Raw genomic sequence first — 17072 nt, 5'->3', positions numbered from 1 at the left:
CGCATGACGACGAAGAATGATCAGGTGCACGACGACGACACCCTCGATCTCAATGCGCTATTCGGCACGCTCCTCGACCACAAGTGGTTGATCGTCGCCATCACGGGTACCTTCTTCGCGGTCGGCGTGCTCTATACGCTGCTGGCCACGCCGGTGTATCAGGCCACGGCGATCGTTCAGGTGGAGCAGAAGACGCCGTCGCTGCCGGGATTGAGCGATCTCACGCAGTCGCTGGGCACCACCGGCTCGCAGGCCACCACCGAAATCGCCCTCATTACCTCCCGGCTCGTCATCGGCCAGGCCGTGGACGATCTTCGGCTGAACATCGATGCCGAACCGCGACGCATGCCGCTCGTCGGCGACTACCTGTCCCGTGGACACTCGCCAGGGCACCCCGCACCGCCGCGCTTCGGACTGAGCCGGTACGGATGGGGCGGCGAAGCGCTCGACATCTTCAAGCTCGAACTTCCCGATAACCTGCTCGGCCACACGCTCGAGTTGCGGGCGGCCGAGGGCGGGCGCTATTCCCTCTACGACGACGACGGCAAGCCGTTGCTCACCGGCAGCGTGGGCGAAGTGGCCAGCGGCCACGGCGTCACCCTCCAGGTGAGGCGGCTCGCGGCCAATCCCGGCACCCGCTTCGACGTGACCGAACAGCCGCGCCTGACCACCATCACCAAGCTGCAGAACGACATCATCGCCCTGGAACAGGGCAACGACTCGGGCATCATCGGGCTCTCCTACAACAACGAGGATCCCGATCTCGCCCGGGAGGTGCTCGCGCACATATCGACGGCCTACGTTCGCCAGAACGTCGAACGCAATTCCGCCGAGGCCGCCAGTCAACTGCAGTTCGTCAAGGACCAGCTGCCCAAGGTTCGCCAGGCACTCGATCGCGCGCAGGCGGCGATGAGCGTTTTCCAGAGCAAATCGCACTCCGTCGACATCAGCATGCAGACGAAGGGCTTGCTCGACCAGATCGTGGCGGTCGAAAACAACATCCAGCAACTGCACATGCAGGAAGCCGACATCGATCGCCGCTTCACCCACGACCACCCGGCATACAAGGCCTTGCAACAGCAGATGGCCCAGTTGCAGGCGCAGAAGGACAGCTTCCAGAAGCAGGTGGGCGACCTGCCCGATACCCAGCAGGAACTGCTCAAGCTCAGCCGCGACGTGCAGGTGAGCACCACGACGTACACCAGCCTGCTCAACCAGGCCCAGCAGCTGGACATCGCTCGCGCCGGCACCGTCGGCAACGTGCGGGTCGTGGACACGTCGGCCGTGGATACCACCCACCCGGTGAAGCCGCGCAAGATGCTGATCGTCGCGATCGCCACGGTGCTGGGCGGATTCATCGCGCTGGCCTTCGTGTTCCTGCGGCAGATCCTCAACCGCGGCATCGAAGATCCCGCGCAGATCGAAGACCTCGGCCTGCCCGTCTACGCGTCGGTGCCGCTCAGCCCCGGGCAGACGTCCCGCTCGCCGAAGGGCGGCCACGGCCAGCGCGGACGCGGCCCGCTCCTGGCCATCGCCGACCCGGCCGACCTTGCCGTCGAAGCCTTCCGTAGCCTGCGCACGAGCCTGCACTTCGCCCGGCTGGAGGCGAAGAACAACATCCTGATGATCACCGGCTCCAGCCCGTTCGCGGGCAAGACCTTCGTGTCGGCCAACCTCGCCGCCGTCATCGCCCAGGCGGGCCAGCGCGTGCTTCTGATCGATGGCGACATGCGCCGCGGCACCCTGCACCAGCACCTGGGCATCAAGCCCGAGCGGGGCCTGTCCGACGTACTCGTCGGCAGCGCGACCGTCGCCGAGGTCGTGGTGAAAGGCCCACTGGAGAACGTCGATTTCATCAGCCGCGGCCGGGTGCCGCCCAACCCGTCCGAACTGCTGATGCACGAGAACTTCAGCCGCTTCATCGATGAGGTGGGCGTCGGCTACCAATTGGTGATCATCGACACGCCCCCCATCCTGGCGGTTACCGACGCGGCGGTCATCGGCCACCACGCGGGCACCAGCCTCCTGGTGGCCCGCTTCGGGCTCAACAAGGCACGCGAACTGGCGATCGCCAAGCAGCGGTTCGAGCAGAACGGCGTGGAACTGAAAGGCGCCATCTTCAACGCCGTGGAACGTCGGACCGCCGGCTACTCCGCCTACGCCTACTACAAGTACAAGGCGGACCCGGCATGACCCGTATCCTCATCGTCGGCAACCATACGTGCGGCAACCGCGGCGACGGTGCGATCCTTCGCGGCCTGCTGCAATGCCTGGAGGGCGGGCTCCCCGATGCCCGCATCGACACGCTCAGCCGCTTTCCCACCAGCTCGGCGTGGTTGCTGGGGCGTGAGCTGCTACCGGACACCCTGAACGCCTACTACCTCGAAGCCGGCAAGCGCCGCTTCGGCATGGTGCGTGCCACCCTGCTGCGCCGGCTGGTCCCCTGGTTGCTGCATGCGCACTTGCGAAAGCGCTGGTGGACGCGATGGACGAGGCTGCCGGCACGCCATCGCCAGCATATCGCTTCGTTGCAGGAGTACGACCTCGTCATCCAGGTGGGCGGCTCGTTCTTCGTCGATCTCTATGGCCCGACGCAGTACGACCATGCCATCTGCGCCCTGCTCGCCGGGAGGCCCATCTACATGATCGGCCACAGCGTCGGTCCCTTCGAGCACGCCTTCTTCCGCAAGGTGTCGCAGGACGTCATGACCCGCGTGAATGCCCTTGCGCTGCGTGAGGAAGTGAGCGCGAAGCACATGGCCGAAGGCGGCATCCCCGATACCCGCGTGCGCTGGTCGTCGGACACTGCCTGGCTGGTCGATCCGGGCGAGCCGGTGGCGGTGGATCGGGAACGGCCGACGGTGGCCGTCACGTTCCGTGAACTGGCGCCCTTCGACAAGCGGCTCGGCATCACCCAGGCGCAGTACGAAACCGCCTTCGCCGAACTGCTCGACGCGGTGGTCGAGGCGGGCTATGCGGTAACGGCATTCTCCACCTGCACGGCCATCGACGGTTACCCCAAGGACGATCGCATGATCGCCCTTCGCGTGCGATCGCGCATGCGGCACCCCGGCTCGCTCTTCGTGGAAATGAACGAACTCAACGACGTGGAGCTGGGCCGCCGTTTCGGTGCCTGCGTGCTCACCATCGCCACGCGCCTGCATAGCGCCATCATCTCGATGAACTTCGGCACGCCGGCGGTGGCGCTGAGCTACGAGCACAAGACCGACGGCATCATGAAGCGACTGGGTGTCGACGATCTCGCCATGCCGGTAGGTTCGCTGCTCGACGGAAGCCTGCGCACCAAGGTGCTCACGCTGCTCGGCGACGCGTCGCTGCGCCCGGGCATCCAGGCCGCCGTGGCCAGGGAGAAAGCCTTCGCCCGCGAGTCCGTACTGGCGACCCTCGCCATCGGGGCATGAGCATGGACGTCCTCTTCGTGCTGCCCGAATTTCCGAAATACTCGGAAACCTTCGTAATCGACCAGATCGTCGGGTTGCTCGACCGGGGCATGGACGTGCGCATCCTCGCGGTCAGCCGTGGCCAGGCCCCCACGCCTGGCGACATCGTGTCCGAGCGCGGCCTGATGGACCGCGCCACCTTCGTCTTCGAACAGGCCGCGAGCGCGTCGACCGGATGGCGCATCGCCCTGGCACGGCTGCGCCACGTGCTTCCCGCCCTGGGCCGCTCGCGCGTGCGGCGAGCGCTATCGGTCCGCCGCTATGGCCACGCGGCGAAGAGCCTCGCGCTTGCCGGCGCGGCCAGGCGTCTCACGACCCCTCTCAAGGCGCGCGCGATCATCGCGCATTTCGGCCCGACGGGCGTGGTGGCATCGCACCTGCGCTCGCTCGGCCTGATCGAGGGACCGCTGTACACCGTCTTCCATGGTTTCGACCTGTCGCAACATGGCGTGCTGGCAAGGCACGCCGACGACTATCGGCGCCTGTTCCGCAGCGGCGACGTCATGCTTCCGATCAGCGACCGCTGGGGCGTGAAGCTCGCATCGCTCGGCTGTTCGCCGGAGAAGATCCGCGTGCATCGCATGGGCGTGGACCTGGAAAGCTTCCGTTTCCGCCTGCCGCCCGACCCACGGGAGCCCTCGGCCGATCGCGTCCTGCGCGTGGTCTGCGTAGCACGACTGGTGGAGAAGAAAGGCGTCATCTACTTGTGCGAGGCGGTGGCTCGCCTGGCGCGCCGGCACGTTCCCGTCCAACTCGAGGTGATCGGCGACGGCCCGCTCCAGGGTGCGCTCGAACGGTTCGTGACGGCCGGCGGCCTCGAAGGCCGGATCCGCATCAGCGGCCGCAAGGACAAGGCTTATGTCCAGGCCGCGCTGCGCGGAGCGGACGTGTTCGCCCTGCCCAGCGTGACCGCCGCCGACGGCGACCAGGAAGGCATTCCCGTCTCGCTGATGGAAGCCATGGCCAGCGGTGTGCCGTGCCTGTCGACCCTTCACAGCGGCATCCCCGAACTCATCGAGGACGGCCGGTCGGGCTGGCTCGTGCCCGAGCGCGATGCCGTGGCATTGGCCGAGACGCTCGCGCGGATCCAGCGAGGCGACTTCGACCTGGCGGCGATCGCACGGCGTGCCCGTGACACCGTCGACGCCCGTTTCAACCAGCGCCGGCTGCACGACCAGCTCGCGGCGCAGCTGACCCGTCCGGAGCGCACGCGATGACCTCCGTCCGTCGCGACGCCCTGTGGACCGCCGGGTCGACCGTGGTGAGCGCGGCGAGCCAGCTGTTGCAGATCGCGGTGCTCGCGCATCACGTGGACGCCCATTTGCTGGGCGCCCTGGCCATCGTCAACGTGGTGAACGCCATCGCGACGCTGTTGCAGGACATGGGCCTCAGCAGCTACCTCATCCATCGCCAGGACATCGACCGGGCCGGGCGCACCTCGCTGTTCATGATCAGCGCCGGACTGGGGCTGTTGTCGGCGGCGGTGTTGTTCGGCGCCTCCTATGCCGTCGCCGCCTTCTACGGTTCCGACGTGCTCGGTGGCCTCCTGCGCCTGTCCACGATCAACTTCGTGCTGCTCGGGCTCGCGGCGCAGTATCAGGCCAGCCTCATCAAGGCGTTTCGCATTCCGCGTCTGGCACGTATCGAAGTGGTAGGCCGGCTGTCGGGCCTGGCCACCCTGTTGCTCATGGTGCTGGTGTTCGGCGCATCGATCGAGGCGGCAGTCTACGCGATGATCGTGAACAGCTTCGTGCGCCTGGGCCTTTTCCTCATGGCCGCCGAGCGCGATTGGCATCCGGGACGCCGCTACGACCGGGGCATCGTCGGCGAAGCATTGCGCTACGGCGCCTTCCAGCTCGGCTCGCAGGTGATCAACCAGCTGCGCAGCCAGGCCGACCAGATCATCCTCGGCAAATTCCTCGGCCTGGCTTCGCTGGGTGTGTATTCGCTCGCGAAGGAGCTCGTGCTGCAGCCCACCAAGTTGATCATGCCGGTGGCCCAGCGGCTTGCGCTTCCGCGCCTGGCGACCCTGCAGGGCGACCCGGAAGCGCTTCGCCGCATCTACCTGCTGGGACTGCGCGGCGTATCGATCTTCAGCGCCTGCGTGTTCATCATGCTCGCCGTGGCCACGCCGCTGGTGGTCACCCTGCTGTACGGACAGCGTTACGCCGGTGTCGCGGCGCTGATTCCGCTGATGTTGCTGTTCGGCATGCTCCGCCCGCTCGGCTCGTTGATCGGCGCGCTCAGCCAGAGCCTGGGTCGCTCCGACATCGAGTTCGGCTGGAACCTGAAAATCTGCGGCATCACCCTGGCCGTGAGCGTGCTCGGCGCCATGTCGCGCTCACTGGAAATCATGGCGGTGGCACTCGCTATCAGCCAGGTATTGTCCACCGTGCTGTCTTATTACTTCTTCTCCTCGAAGATCATCCGGCTCACGCCACGCGAGTTCTTCGGCTCGTGGACGGTCGAGAGCCTGGTCCCCTATGCCTTTCTCATGCTGGCCGTCGCGCTGTATCCGGCCAACGACTGGAAGGCGTGCGCGCTTCGCCTGGTGTTGGCGACGCCGCCCCTGTGCTGGGTGATCTGGCGACATCGGCACGCCCTGCTCGCGCGGCACGCGCACCCGGTGGGAGCCTGACATGACGAGCTTATGTGGAGCGAACCCATGGCGCTGGTAAGCGTATACATCCCCACCCGCAACCGGTCCGCGCTGCTCAGGCGCGCGATCGATTCCGTGCTCGCGCAGACGTACCCGCACATCGAGATCCTGGTGTGCGACGAAGCCTCGACCGACGACACGCCCGAGCTGATCGAAAGCTACGCCCGTACCCACCCGGACCGCTTTACCTACCTGCGCAACCATACCCCCCAGGGCGCCTGCCGGGCACGGAACCGATGCATCGAACAGGCGACAGGCACCTATGTCACGGGCCTGGACGACGACGACCTGTTCCATCCCCAGCGCGTGCAATGCCTCGTGGACCTCTATCGCAGGCATTCGCCGTCGTTCGCCTGTAGCCGCTTCCGTTATTTCCAGTCGATGGACCAGATCGCCGGCATCGCCGGCCGCGCGTTCGGCGACGCCGAGCTCCACCGCGTCGATCCGATCGACCTCGGTTCGATGCTCTACGCCAACCTCGCGGGCAACCAGGTGCTGACCGAGCTGTCGCGCATGCGCGAGCTGGGCGGCTTCGACGAGGCCATGCCGTCCTGGCAGGACTACGACATGTGGATCCGGATGATGGACCGCTACGGTCCCGCCGTGCGCTCCAAGGCGTTGTTGTCGTTCGTCGACGACGATCGTTCTCGCGCGCGCATCCGCAATTCCAGCCGCCGGGCCGAAGGGAGCGAGCGTTTCATCGCCAAGCACGCGCGCCTGATGAACGCCGACCAGCTGCGCAACCATCGCAACATCCAGTACGTGATGAACCGCGAGCGCCCTCCCCTGGCCGACATCGCCCGCAACGTCTCGCTGGGCGGCTACAAGTCGACCGTGAAGGTGCTCATCCACAAGTTCTTCGGTGTGGCGCTGGGCTGATGGTCATCCGAAAGACCCGGGCCGCGGCGGTGTTGCTGATCGCGATGATCTTCGTGCAGATTCCGCTCACGCACAGTGCCGAGAGCAAGTCGCACGTGAACGTCTATCACCTGCTGCTGCTCCTGATGCCGGTGATTTACCTGCCCGCCATGCGCTATCTCAAGGTGAACCCTGCCACGGCCTTCATCGCGACCATGATGGGCACCTCGCTGGCGGCGTCCGCGTCGTACGGCGGTGGGCTGCGCTCGACCCTGATCGTGTTCGTGGCGGCTTCCTACTTCCTCGGCACGGTCTTCGGCCGCAAGCTCGACGACCTGGACCTGCGCAAGATCTTCATCTGGACACTCGGATGCTGCCTTGCTTTCATCCTGCTGCGCGACGCGGTATACGCAGGCCAGCTCGGCGCCATCTATACGCGAAGCGAGACCACCTCCAGCGTCCTCTACATGTCCACGGGCGGCCGCAACATCGAGGCGAGCCTGCTGGCCATGCTGTCGATCCTCCTCATCGGCACGCGCGTCTACCCCATCGCCGCCGGCATCGCCCTGCTCACCAGCGGCATGATGCTGTCCCGCTCGGGTCTGCTGGGCACCGCCGTATCGATCGGCATCGCCGCCTACCGCATGCGCAAGACGCGCCACTATTACTTCTACAGCTTCATCGGCGTGGCGGCGGTGGTGCTGGTGGTGGGCCTGGTGCTGTCCTCCGTGATCGACATCCCCGTGATCGACCGATTCAACCTCCAGGCCGAAACGCAGCTGGAGCAAAAGAACGTCGGCCGCCTCGCCTTGTGGAACAGCGCGGGTACCGCACTGGAACATAACCTGATGGGCTATGGCGTGGGCAACGGCGTTCCGGTGATGGAGCAGATCTCCGGCCTCGAGTTCGTCGAGAACAACGTCCACGACATCTACCTCCAGTTCCTCCTCGAGGGCGGCGTGCAGTCGCTGATCCTCTTCCTGGCGCTGGCCGCGCACATCCTCTTTTCCCGCACCGAAGGCCAGCAGGACAACGTCAAGGCGTTCCTGCTCTGCTACCTGATGCTGGCGTTCATCGAGTTCAGCGGTTACGAGGCCTACTTCTGGTTCTTCGTGGGCATGTTCTACGCCCAGCGCGACAAGCGCCTCGCCCGCCTGCGGGTCGAGACGGATGCGCGTACGCGCGAGCGCAACGCTTGGTTGAAGAGCCGCTCCCCCCTCGGTCGTCCGGATACCGCCCATGCTTGACGATTTTCGCGCCGACGTGAAGCGACTGAAGTCCTTGCCCGGCTTTCGCGGCATGGCATGGTGGATGCTCGACCAGTCGTTCTGGGTGATCCTCACCTATCGCCTGCTCGCCACCGCGCGCGGCACGCCGTTCCATGCGCCCTTCCGGGTGCTGGAGAAAGTGGCCGAGTTCGTCTTCAAGTGCTACCTGCCGACCACGGCGACCATTGGTCCGGGCCTGGTGATCTACCACGCGTTCGGGATCATCGTGAACGGCAAGAGCACCCTCGGGGCAAACTGCACCCTCTACGCGCGGGTATGCATCGGCAACCGCTGGCCCGGCGACGGCACGCCGGTCATCGGCGACAACGTCACCATCGGCACCGGTGCCTGCATCTTCGGCCCCGTGGTCATTCCCGACGGCTTCGTGGTGAAGGCCAACGAGGTCATCACGCCTTCGTCGATGCGCGAACGCGCCCAGAGCCCTGCCCAATCCCCCCTAGGAGCATCGCCATGAGCGAAGCCGACGTGCGCCTGTCGATCATCATCATCACCTGGAACGAACGGGACAACCTGGAGCGCTGCCTTCTGTCGCTGATGGACAAGGTGGATTTCGAACGCGACGAAGTGATCGTCGTGGACAATGGCTCGCGCGACGGCAGCGCCGAGTTCGTCGCCACGTTGCCGCGTATCCAGTATTTTCCCCTCGAGCACAACCATGGCGTGGGCCCGGCCCGCAATCGCGGGCTCTTCCTCGCCCGCGGCAAGTACTGCATGACGCTGGACAACGACACGATCTTCCTTACGGCCGACCCCGGCGCGATCGTGGACGAGTTCTTTCGTACGCATCCTGACGCCGGCGTGGTCGGATTCCAGCTGCTCAACGTCGATCGCACGCGCCAGGACTCCACGCGTCGCTTCCCCCGGTTCTACCAGCCCATCGCCGCGCGCATTCCGGCCAGCCGCATGCTCGGCTTCGTCCGGCGTGAACTGGAGCGTCACCTGATGCTGGACACGCGTTTCGACGACAGCGCCGACCCGATGGAAGTCGACTACGTGCTCGGTGCGAACCAGACCTTCACCAAGGACGTCGCCGCTCGGCTCATGGGCTACGACGATCGCATCTTCTTCGGTCCGGAGGACGCCGAGTTCTGCGTGCGCACCCGCAAGCTGGGCCTGCGTAATTACTACAGCCGGAAGATCTCCGTGGTGCACGACTACAAGCGACGCACGCGCAAGTTTTCCCGGCTCACCCTCAAGCACCTCGCCGGATTCGCCTACATGCTGCGCAAACACGGCGGGGTCTATCGCTATTCGCTCAGCGAACGACGCTGACGGAGGAAGATCATGGATCGCAGGACGTTTCTGCGCCATTCGGTCTGGGCCACCGGACTCACGGCCCTCCTGCCCCTCGCCACGCTGCATGCGACGGGCGCAGGTACCACCTATTACGTCGACGGCACCGCAGGCAACGACGCCCATGACGGAAAGAGCGCGACCCAGGCCTGGCGCAGCCTCGACCGGGTGAACCGGACGACCTTCGCCCCGGGAGACCGGCTCCTGTTCAAGCGTGGCGGGGACTACCCCGGTGCCCTGCTGGCAAAGGGTTCGGGCCGCGCCGGTGCCCCGATCACGGTGGACGCCTACGGCCAAGGCGACCCGCCGCACCTGCATGCCGATGGCCACAGCCCCTCGACGATTCGATTGCAGAACGTCAAATACTGGACGGTGCGGAACCTCGCGGTATCCAACCGGGGCTCGCAGCCCGCGCCGCGCCGGACCGGTGTGCACCTCTTCCACCAGGACGCCGGCGTCGTGCACGGCATCGTGCTGCAAGGCCTGACCGTCCGCGACGTCAACGGATCGCCCGTCAAGAAAGCAGGCGGCGGCAGCGCCATTCTGGTGGAAGCCAAGGGCAATTCGCGCCATGACGGCCTGACCATCGTCGACAACACGATCGACGACGCGGGACGCGACGGCATCCTCTTCCTCGCCGCCGGCAACCGCAAGACGGGGCTGGCCAGCGGCGTGGTAGTGCGCGGCAACCGCATTCGTCGCGTGCCGGGCGACTGCATCCTCGTCAAGGGCTGCGACGGCGCGCTGGTGGAACGCAATACCGTAAGCGACTGCGGCGAGCTGCCCCGGGGCGAGGCCGCGGCAGGCATCTGGCCCTTCGATTGCGACGACACCACCATCCAGTACAACGAAGTCAGCGGGCATCGGGCCTATGCGGATGGGCAGGCATACGACGCCGACTTCCATTGCCGCCATACGATCATCCAGTACAACTACAGCCACGATAACGCGGGCGGCATGGCGCTGGTCTGCAACGACGGCAGGAGCGCCGGCTCGATCGGCAACTCGGGCACCATCGTTCGCTACAACGTGAGCATCAACGACGCCTTGCGCAAGACGGGAACGTCATCGCTGCGCATTTCGGGACCGGTGGACGGGAGCCAGATCTACAACAACATCATCATCATTCCCGAGAAACCGTTGGCGGGAGCGGAGATGACGGTATTCCGGGCGACGAGCTGGAAGGGCGTGCCCGACGACACCGCCATTCACGACAACATCGTGATCTCGCCGCGATCGCCCGGCGTGGACATGGCCAAGGCGACGAAGACACGTTTGGGGGAGAACCAGTTCCACGCGGGGGACGCGTTGCCGGGACGTTTCAAGGACAAGCGACCCACGCTGGCGCAGGTGAACGCGTTGGTGAAGGCATGCTTCGCCAATGGAAAGGCCGTGCCGAATGCGTTGGATCTCATCGCGAAGCTTGCCTGACCCGCACGTCGCTCCTGCGCAAGCAGGAGCCCAGGGCCTCGGTGCGCGTTCGAGCGAAGAGCCGAATTGACGTCCTCGCGAAAACCCGATGCAGGGCGCTGGGTTCCTGCCTGCGCAGGAACGACGTGAGATAAGCCACTCGAAGAAACCACCGTCGCTCCTGCGCAAGCAGGAGCCCAGGGCCTCGGTGCCCGTTCGAGCGAAGAGCCGAATTGACGTCCTCGCGAAAACCCGATGCAAGGCGCTGGGTTCCTGCCTGCGCAGGAACGACATCCCGTCCTAGTATCTGGGCTCCAGGTGCCAACGCCATGCGCTGCTCAGGATGTCGTCGAGTACATCCACCGCGGGTTTCCAGCCGAGCTTCTCACGTGCCTGATGGCTCGAGGCCACCAGCGTCGCGGGGTCACCCGGCCTCCGCGGCGCGAACTCATGCGGCACGGGACGACCGGTCACGCGTTCCGCCGCCGCGATCACCTCTTTCACGCTGAATCCCGAGCCGTTGCCCAGGTTGAAGCGGAAGGCACCTTCATGCTTCGCCAGGTACTCGATGGCCAACAGGTGGGCGGACGCCAGGTCGTTCACGTGGACGTAATCACGCACGCAGGTGCCGTCGCGCGTGTCGTAATCCGTACCGAATACCTTCAATCCGCCGCCCTGCCCCAACACGGCCTTGAGTACGTTGGGGATGAGATGCGTTTCCGGATCGTGCGCCTCGCCTATGGTCGCCGAGGGATCGGCACCCGCCGCGTTGAAATACCGCAGGGCGACCGATCTCAGGCCATAGGCGCGAGCCGCATCGGCCAGCACCTTCTCGACCATCAGCTTGCTTTGTCCATACGGATTGATCGGCTCCGTCGGATGCGACTCGTCGATGGTTTCCCCATGGGGATGGCCGAACACGGCCGCCGTCGAGGAAAACACCAGTTTGTCCACGCCCGCCTGGTTCATCGCCGCGAGCAGCACCAGCGTATTGCCGATGTTGTTCTGGTAGTAGACGTAAGGGTCGACCACCGATTCACCCACCAGGGAGCGGGCACAGAAATGCATCACCGCGTCGAAGCGATGCCCGGCGAAGACCCGGCCGAGCTTTCCGGCGTCGCCGATGTCGCCGTGAACGAAAGTCACCTCGTCCGGAACGGACGCCCGGTGCCCCGTCGACAGATCGTCGTAAACGACCACGTCATGCCGCCGTTCCACGAGGTAACGCACCATGTGCGACCCCACGTAGCCGGCGCCGCCACAGATCAGTAGCTTCAAGCGATCGATTCCCGGTCAGCGTGATTTTTCGTCGGCCGTATTGGCCATCGTCATGGCGGCAAGGCCGGTCCGCACGGAGGTGGCGCGTTCGCTGTGCACGAACCCCTTGAAGATCGTCAGGAAGATGATCCAGAGATCGAATCCGACCGACCAATGCTTGATGTAGTACAGGTCGTGTTCGATGCGCTTGTTGAGGTCGGTGTCCCCACGCCAGCCGTTGACCTGCGCCCACCCGGTGATGCCCGCCTTGACCAGGTGCTTGTGCATGTACCCGGCGATTTCACCCTTGAACTGCTGCACGAACATCGGGCGCTCGGGACGCGGTCCGACGATCGACATGTCACCGCGCAGCACGTTGATGAACTGCGGCAATTCGTCGAGACTTGTCTGCCGGATGAAGCGGCCGAAGCGCGTGGTGGTCTTGTTCTGCGCACCGCCCCACTTCACCGCCCCGCCTTTCTCCATGTCGACCGGCATCGAGCGGAATTTCAGCATCTCGAATTCCTTGCCATCCAGGCCGATGCGGCGCTGCCGATAGAGAACGGGCCCCGGGCTGGAGAGCTTCACGCCCACGGCGAGGATCAGCATCATGGGCAGGATAAACAACAGGATGCCCGCGGCAATGATCCGGTCTTCGACGCCCTTGAGCAGCCATGCGCGACCATTGAGCGGGCTTTCGCGAAGCGTCACCACGGGCACGCCGGCACAGTCTTCCGTACGGTGGTTGATGAGCTGGCGACCGAGCATGTCCGGCACGAACTTCACCGCCATCACGTGCTGGTCCATGCGGTGCAGCACATAGTCGATCGCGCGCGTCGCGGTCATGGGCAAGGCGATGAGTACCTGGTCCCATTCGCCGCGCTTGAGGATATCGTCCAGCTCGAGCAAGGAGCCGGCCAGCGGTACGCCGTCGAGCGTCCCGTAGTCGTATTGGGTCTTCACGTAGGCGGTGATCTTCATGCCCAGCGCGGCATTGGATTCGACTTCGTTGGCCATGTGGATGCCCGATTCGGTGGCACCCACGAGAAGGCACGTGGCGAGGCCTTCGCCGCGACGTCGAAGTCGCCGCACGACGGATACGGCCACCATGCGCGAGATCGCCATCAGGGCGATACCGAAGGCGAACGTGAGAAGCATCCAGCCGCGCGAATAGAGCTCGCTGGCCTTCAACAGGTAGCCGAGCAACGTAAGCCCCGCGAAGGCCACCGACCACGATGCTGCGATGCGCAAAAATTGACTGATGGGACGCTCCACCACGGACTGCTCGTAGACCCGGAACAGCACCGAGGTGGTCAGGGTCAAAAGCACGAGGATGACCAGCGCCACGGTGTACAGGCTGTTCATCGGCGCCGTGTCGAAGCGCATGAAATAGGCCATGTGGGCGGCGGCGACCGCGATCATCGGGTCGATCGCGCGCAGCTCGACGTCCAGTAACGCGTTGATTTTTGTCAGTTGCATGACAAGTACCTTGTGCTGCGCTGCGACCGCCGGGTAAACGGTCGCCGGAAGGTACGTGCCCCCTGTAGAACCGGCGCACCCCGTCCTTCTGGCGCTCTCCGGTACAACACGCGGTAAGACCGGACCCTAGGAACGCCGGGTTCGGTGGTGCAAGGTGTTCTCACTTGCGAGTAGCTGTGACCGATGCTGCATCGCCACGAAGTTCACAGCAATCCGGTAGGCAGAAATTTGCGTGTCGTGTCACAGAAAGAGTTTCGCGAACGCGACGTTCAGCGTATTGACTTGATTGTCGGCGATGGTTGGCGGTGAATGGCCCATGCGTCGCGTACCGCGATACGCGTTCATGAATGTGCACGACGTGCGCGTCACCCACCTCAATCGCTCAAGGAGACGATGATGAAGCGTCTGTTGCTTGCCTGCACGATTCTCGCGATAGCGGTTCCCGCGTTCGCCCAAAGCCGTCGCGCCTCCACGAACGACGCATCGCCGTCGCAGGCTCCGCGTATCGCTACGCCGAACGAGGCGAAACAGGCCTCGAAAGGCGCCATGGCACCCGCTCGCGTCGGTGCCGGCACGGCCGCCATGGCCGCGGCGACCGGTGCTACGGCGAACGATACGTCCGGTACCGGCAACGACGGCACGGGCGGTACGGGTGGCACCGGAGGCACGGGCGGCACCGGCGGCACCGGCGGAACGTCCGGCACGCGATGAAGCCGAATCGACGTTTGGACGTCTAGATGTCCCCCATCGCCCTCGTTACGTTAACGAAATGTGAGTTCAAGTGCGCCGATGGCTCGCCCTCGAGCAGCCAGGCGACCGAAGGATCCCTCAAACGATGAAGTTTCTGCCGACTCTCGGTCTGGCCGGGTGGTGCCTTTTCCTGAACGCGTGCGTCCTGGCGCCCGGCCAGCACATGAAAACCGGCGAGCTGAACGACAAGGAGAGCGCGACGGGGAGCCGCTACCAGCTGATCCCCATCACGCCCAAGCTGATCGCCATGGACAAGGCGAGCGCGGTCTCGGCGGGTGTCGATCCTGGACTGGTGGCCTATCGGCCCGAGCCATATCGCATAGGACCGGGTGACTCGCTCTACATCACCATCTGGGAGCACCCCGAGCTCACCTCCCCGGCCGGGTCCCAACAGCAGACGTCCGCCAACGGTCGCCTGGTGAGGCCCGACGGCACCCTCTTCTACCCCTACGTGGGCCTGCTGAAGGCCTCCGGGCTCACCCTGGAAGAGCTTCGCGTCGCCATCACCGACCGCCTGACCAAGTACATCGAAAAGCCGCAGGTCGACATCAGCATCGTGGCGTACGGCAGCCAGAAGGTGACGCTTGGCGGCGCCTTCGTGAGAACCGATCCACAGAACATCACGGTGAATCCCCTCACGCTGAAGCAGGCCATCGGCGCCGCCGGCGTGAACGCGCAACTGGCCGACCTCTCGGACGTGCTGCTGCGTCGCGACGGCCAGGAATACCATCTCGACCTCGATGCCCTGTCGCACTCGCCCGCGGGAAGCCAGGAGGTCTATCTCAAGGGCGGCGACAGCATCTACCTGCCGTACAACGATCGCCACGAAGTGTACGTGCTCGGGGAAGTGGGACGTCCACAAGCCATTCCGTTCAAGACCAGCGACCTGAGCCTCACCCAGGCACTGGGCCGTTCGGGCGGCCTGAACCAGGCCAGCGCCCGGGGCAAGTCCGTCTACGTGATCCGCGGCGTCGACGACATGGAAAAGGCGCCGGCATCGATCTACCAGCTCGACAATACATCGCCTTCGGCCTATGCCGTGGCCTCGCAGTTCTCCGTCAAGCCTGGCGATGTCATATACGTCGGTCCCGCGGGTATCACCCGCTGGAACCGCTTCATCAGCCAGCTTCTTCCCTCGTCGGGGCTGCTCAACAACGCGACCAGCGCGCAATACAACCTGGACCGCGACCAGAATCTCTGATTCAACGCTCAGAAGGCGATACGCATGAAGGTAACGATCTTCGGCACCGGTTACGTGGGACTCGTCACCGGTGCCTGTCTTGCGGAAATGGGAAACCACGTGGTCTGCGTGGACGTGGACGAGGCCAAGGTGGAAGGCCTGCGCAACGGCATCATTCCCATCTACGAACCCGGCCTGGAACCCATCGTCAAGCGCAACCATGCCGCGGGACAACTGGAATTCACCACCGATCCCGCGCCTGCCATCGCGCATGGTGAACTCATCTTCATCGCGGTGGGCACGCCCCCCGATGAGGATGGCAGCGCCGACCTGAAGTACGTGCTCGGCGTCGCGCGCACGATCGGCACCCACCTGGATCGCTACGCGGTGGTGGTCAACAAGTCCACGGTACCGGTAGGCACGGCCGATCGCGTGCGCGGAGCCATCGGCGAGGTGTTGGCCTCCCGTGGGGCGCAAATCGAATTCGACGTGGTGTCCAACCCCGAATTCCTGAAGGAAGGCGACGCAGTCGAAGACTGCCTGAGGCCGGATCGCGTCGTCGTCGGCGCGTCGAGCGATCGCGCCGTGGCGCGCTTGCGCAAGCTGTACGCCCCCTTCAACCGTAATCACGACCGCATGGTGGTCATGGACGAACGCTCGGCCGAGCTGACCAAGTATGCCGCCAACGCCATGCTGGCGACGAAGATCAGCTTCATGAACGAGATCGCCAACATCGCCGAGCGCGTGGGCGCCGACGTGGAACTCGTTCGCCAGGGCATCGGCGCCGATCCGCGGATCGGCTACCACTTCATCTATCCGGGCGTCGGGTACGGCGGCTCGTGTTTCCCCAAGGACGTCCAGGCGCTGGAGCGTATCGCGCGCTCGCATGACTACGATGCGCGACTGCTCTCCATGGTCGAGGCCGTCAACCATTCGCAGAAGACGCGCCTGTTCGAGCAGATCCATCGACATTTCGACGGAACGCTCCAGGGCCGCACGGTGGCTCTTTGGGGGCTGGCGTTCAAGCCGAATACGGACGACATGCGCGAGGCGCCGAGCCGGCGGCTGATGGAGTCGCTTTGGAATGCCGGGGTGCGCGTTCGCGCTTACGATCCGGAGGCGCGTGCAGAGACCTCGCGCATCTATGGGCAGCGGGCTGACCTGACACTGTGCGATTCGCCTTATGAAGCGCTCGAAGGGGCCGACGTGCTGGCCCTGGCGACGGAATGGAAGGCGTTTCGTAGCCCGGACTTCGCCCGCATCAAGGCGGCACTGAAGGAGCCCGCCATCTTCGACGGTCGCAATCTCTACGATCCGCAGGTCGTCGAGGACGCCGGGATCGCCTACTACGGCATCGGACGCGGTCGCTCCCTGCAACGCTGATCGCCGATACGATCGGCTCCCACCCCTTCGGTAGGCAAGGTTCCCACGACATG

At 65.0% G+C, this 17072-nt stretch carries 14 protein-coding genes; 12 read left to right on the top strand and 2 right to left on the bottom strand.

What is annotated here, in order from left to right:
• Positions 1 to 3 precede the first annotated feature (3 nt).
• Genes JNG39_RS06035 through JNG39_RS05995 form a run of 9 tightly spaced genes read left to right on the top strand, consistent with a single transcriptional unit; the run spans position 4 to position 10991 of the window.
• Positions 4 to 2193 carry a polysaccharide biosynthesis tyrosine autokinase gene (locus tag JNG39_RS06035; protein WP_368310253.1) on the top strand — a complete coding sequence of 730 codons (2190 nt, stop codon included), beginning with the start codon at positions 4 to 6 and terminating at the stop codon, positions 2191 to 2193.
• Complete coding sequence (wcaK, locus tag JNG39_RS06030; RefSeq protein ID WP_368310252.1) at positions 2190 to 3422, top strand: colanic acid biosynthesis pyruvyl transferase WcaK; 1233 nt, start codon at positions 2190 to 2192, stop codon at positions 3420 to 3422. Before JNG39_RS06035 ends, wcaK begins: the two co-directional genes overlap by 4 nt.
• Before the next feature lie 2 nt (positions 3423 to 3424).
• Positions 3425 to 4678: a glycosyltransferase gene (locus tag JNG39_RS06025; protein ID WP_368310251.1), complete on the top strand. Its 1254-nt coding sequence runs from the start codon at positions 3425 to 3427 to the stop codon at positions 4676 to 4678.
• Positions 4675 to 6099, top strand: a complete 1425-nt coding sequence (locus JNG39_RS06020) for a lipopolysaccharide biosynthesis protein (protein WP_368310250.1) — start codon at positions 4675 to 4677, stop codon at positions 6097 to 6099. The genes JNG39_RS06025 and JNG39_RS06020 overlap by 4 nt, the downstream gene beginning before the upstream one ends.
• A gap of 27 nt (positions 6100 to 6126) precedes the next feature.
• Positions 6127 to 6999, top strand: a complete 873-nt coding sequence (locus tag JNG39_RS06015; protein WP_368310249.1) for a glycosyltransferase family 2 protein — start codon at positions 6127 to 6129, stop codon at positions 6997 to 6999.
• Complete coding sequence (locus tag JNG39_RS06010) at positions 6999 to 8225, top strand: O-antigen ligase family protein (RefSeq protein WP_368310248.1); 1227 nt, start codon at positions 6999 to 7001, stop codon at positions 8223 to 8225. Before JNG39_RS06015 ends, JNG39_RS06010 begins: the two co-directional genes overlap by 1 nt.
• Complete coding sequence (locus JNG39_RS06005) at positions 8218 to 8721, top strand: serine O-acetyltransferase (RefSeq protein WP_247375034.1); 504 nt, start codon at positions 8218 to 8220, stop codon at positions 8719 to 8721. The genes JNG39_RS06010 and JNG39_RS06005 overlap by 8 nt, the downstream gene beginning before the upstream one ends.
• Positions 8718 to 9539 (top strand): glycosyltransferase family 2 protein, encoded by an 822-nt coding sequence (locus JNG39_RS06000; RefSeq protein WP_368310247.1) that lies wholly within the window; start codon positions 8718 to 8720, stop codon positions 9537 to 9539. Before JNG39_RS06005 ends, JNG39_RS06000 begins: the two co-directional genes overlap by 4 nt.
• Before the next feature lie 12 nt (positions 9540 to 9551).
• Positions 9552 to 10991 carry a right-handed parallel beta-helix repeat-containing protein gene (locus tag JNG39_RS05995; RefSeq protein WP_368310246.1) on the top strand — a complete coding sequence of 480 codons (1440 nt, stop codon included), beginning with the start codon at positions 9552 to 9554 and terminating at the stop codon, positions 10989 to 10991.
• 279 nt (positions 10992 to 11270) lie between these two features.
• Here the strand turns inward: JNG39_RS05995 and galE are convergent, their stop codons facing one another.
• Positions 11271 to 12248, bottom strand: a complete 978-nt coding sequence (galE, locus tag JNG39_RS05990) for a UDP-glucose 4-epimerase GalE (protein WP_368310245.1) — start codon at positions 12246 to 12248, stop codon at positions 11271 to 11273.
• Positions 12249 to 12263: 15 nt separating this feature from the next.
• Positions 12264 to 13706: an undecaprenyl-phosphate glucose phosphotransferase gene (locus tag JNG39_RS05985; protein ID WP_368310244.1), complete on the bottom strand. Its 1443-nt coding sequence runs from the start codon at positions 13704 to 13706 to the stop codon at positions 12264 to 12266.
• Between the two features lie 396 nt (positions 13707 to 14102).
• Between JNG39_RS05985 and JNG39_RS05980 the strand changes: the two genes are divergently transcribed.
• The 3 genes from JNG39_RS05980 (at position 14103) to JNG39_RS05970 (ending at position 17019) form a co-directional block, all read left to right on the top strand.
• Positions 14103 to 14417, top strand: coding sequence for a hypothetical protein (locus JNG39_RS05980; RefSeq protein ID WP_368310243.1), 315 nt, complete (start codon positions 14103 to 14105; stop codon positions 14415 to 14417).
• Positions 14418 to 14541: 124 nt separating this feature from the next.
• The gene (locus tag JNG39_RS05975; protein ID WP_368310242.1) at positions 14542 to 15657 is read left to right on the top strand and encodes a polysaccharide biosynthesis/export family protein; all 1116 of its coding nucleotides are present in this window, start codon (positions 14542 to 14544) and stop codon (positions 15655 to 15657) included.
• A 24-nt stretch (positions 15658 to 15681) separates the two neighbouring features.
• Complete coding sequence (locus JNG39_RS05970; RefSeq protein WP_368310241.1) at positions 15682 to 17019, top strand: UDP-glucose/GDP-mannose dehydrogenase family protein; 1338 nt, start codon at positions 15682 to 15684, stop codon at positions 17017 to 17019.
• The last annotated feature ends 53 nt before the right edge of the window (positions 17020 to 17072 follow it).

The sequence above is a fragment of the Luteibacter sp. CQ10 genome, from assembly GCF_040900725.1.
Taxonomy (GTDB): Bacteria; Pseudomonadota; Gammaproteobacteria; order Xanthomonadales; family Rhodanobacteraceae; genus Luteibacter.
The sequence above is the reverse complement of the archived record's forward strand: the minus strand, read 5'-3'. Positions and strand labels throughout refer to the sequence as shown.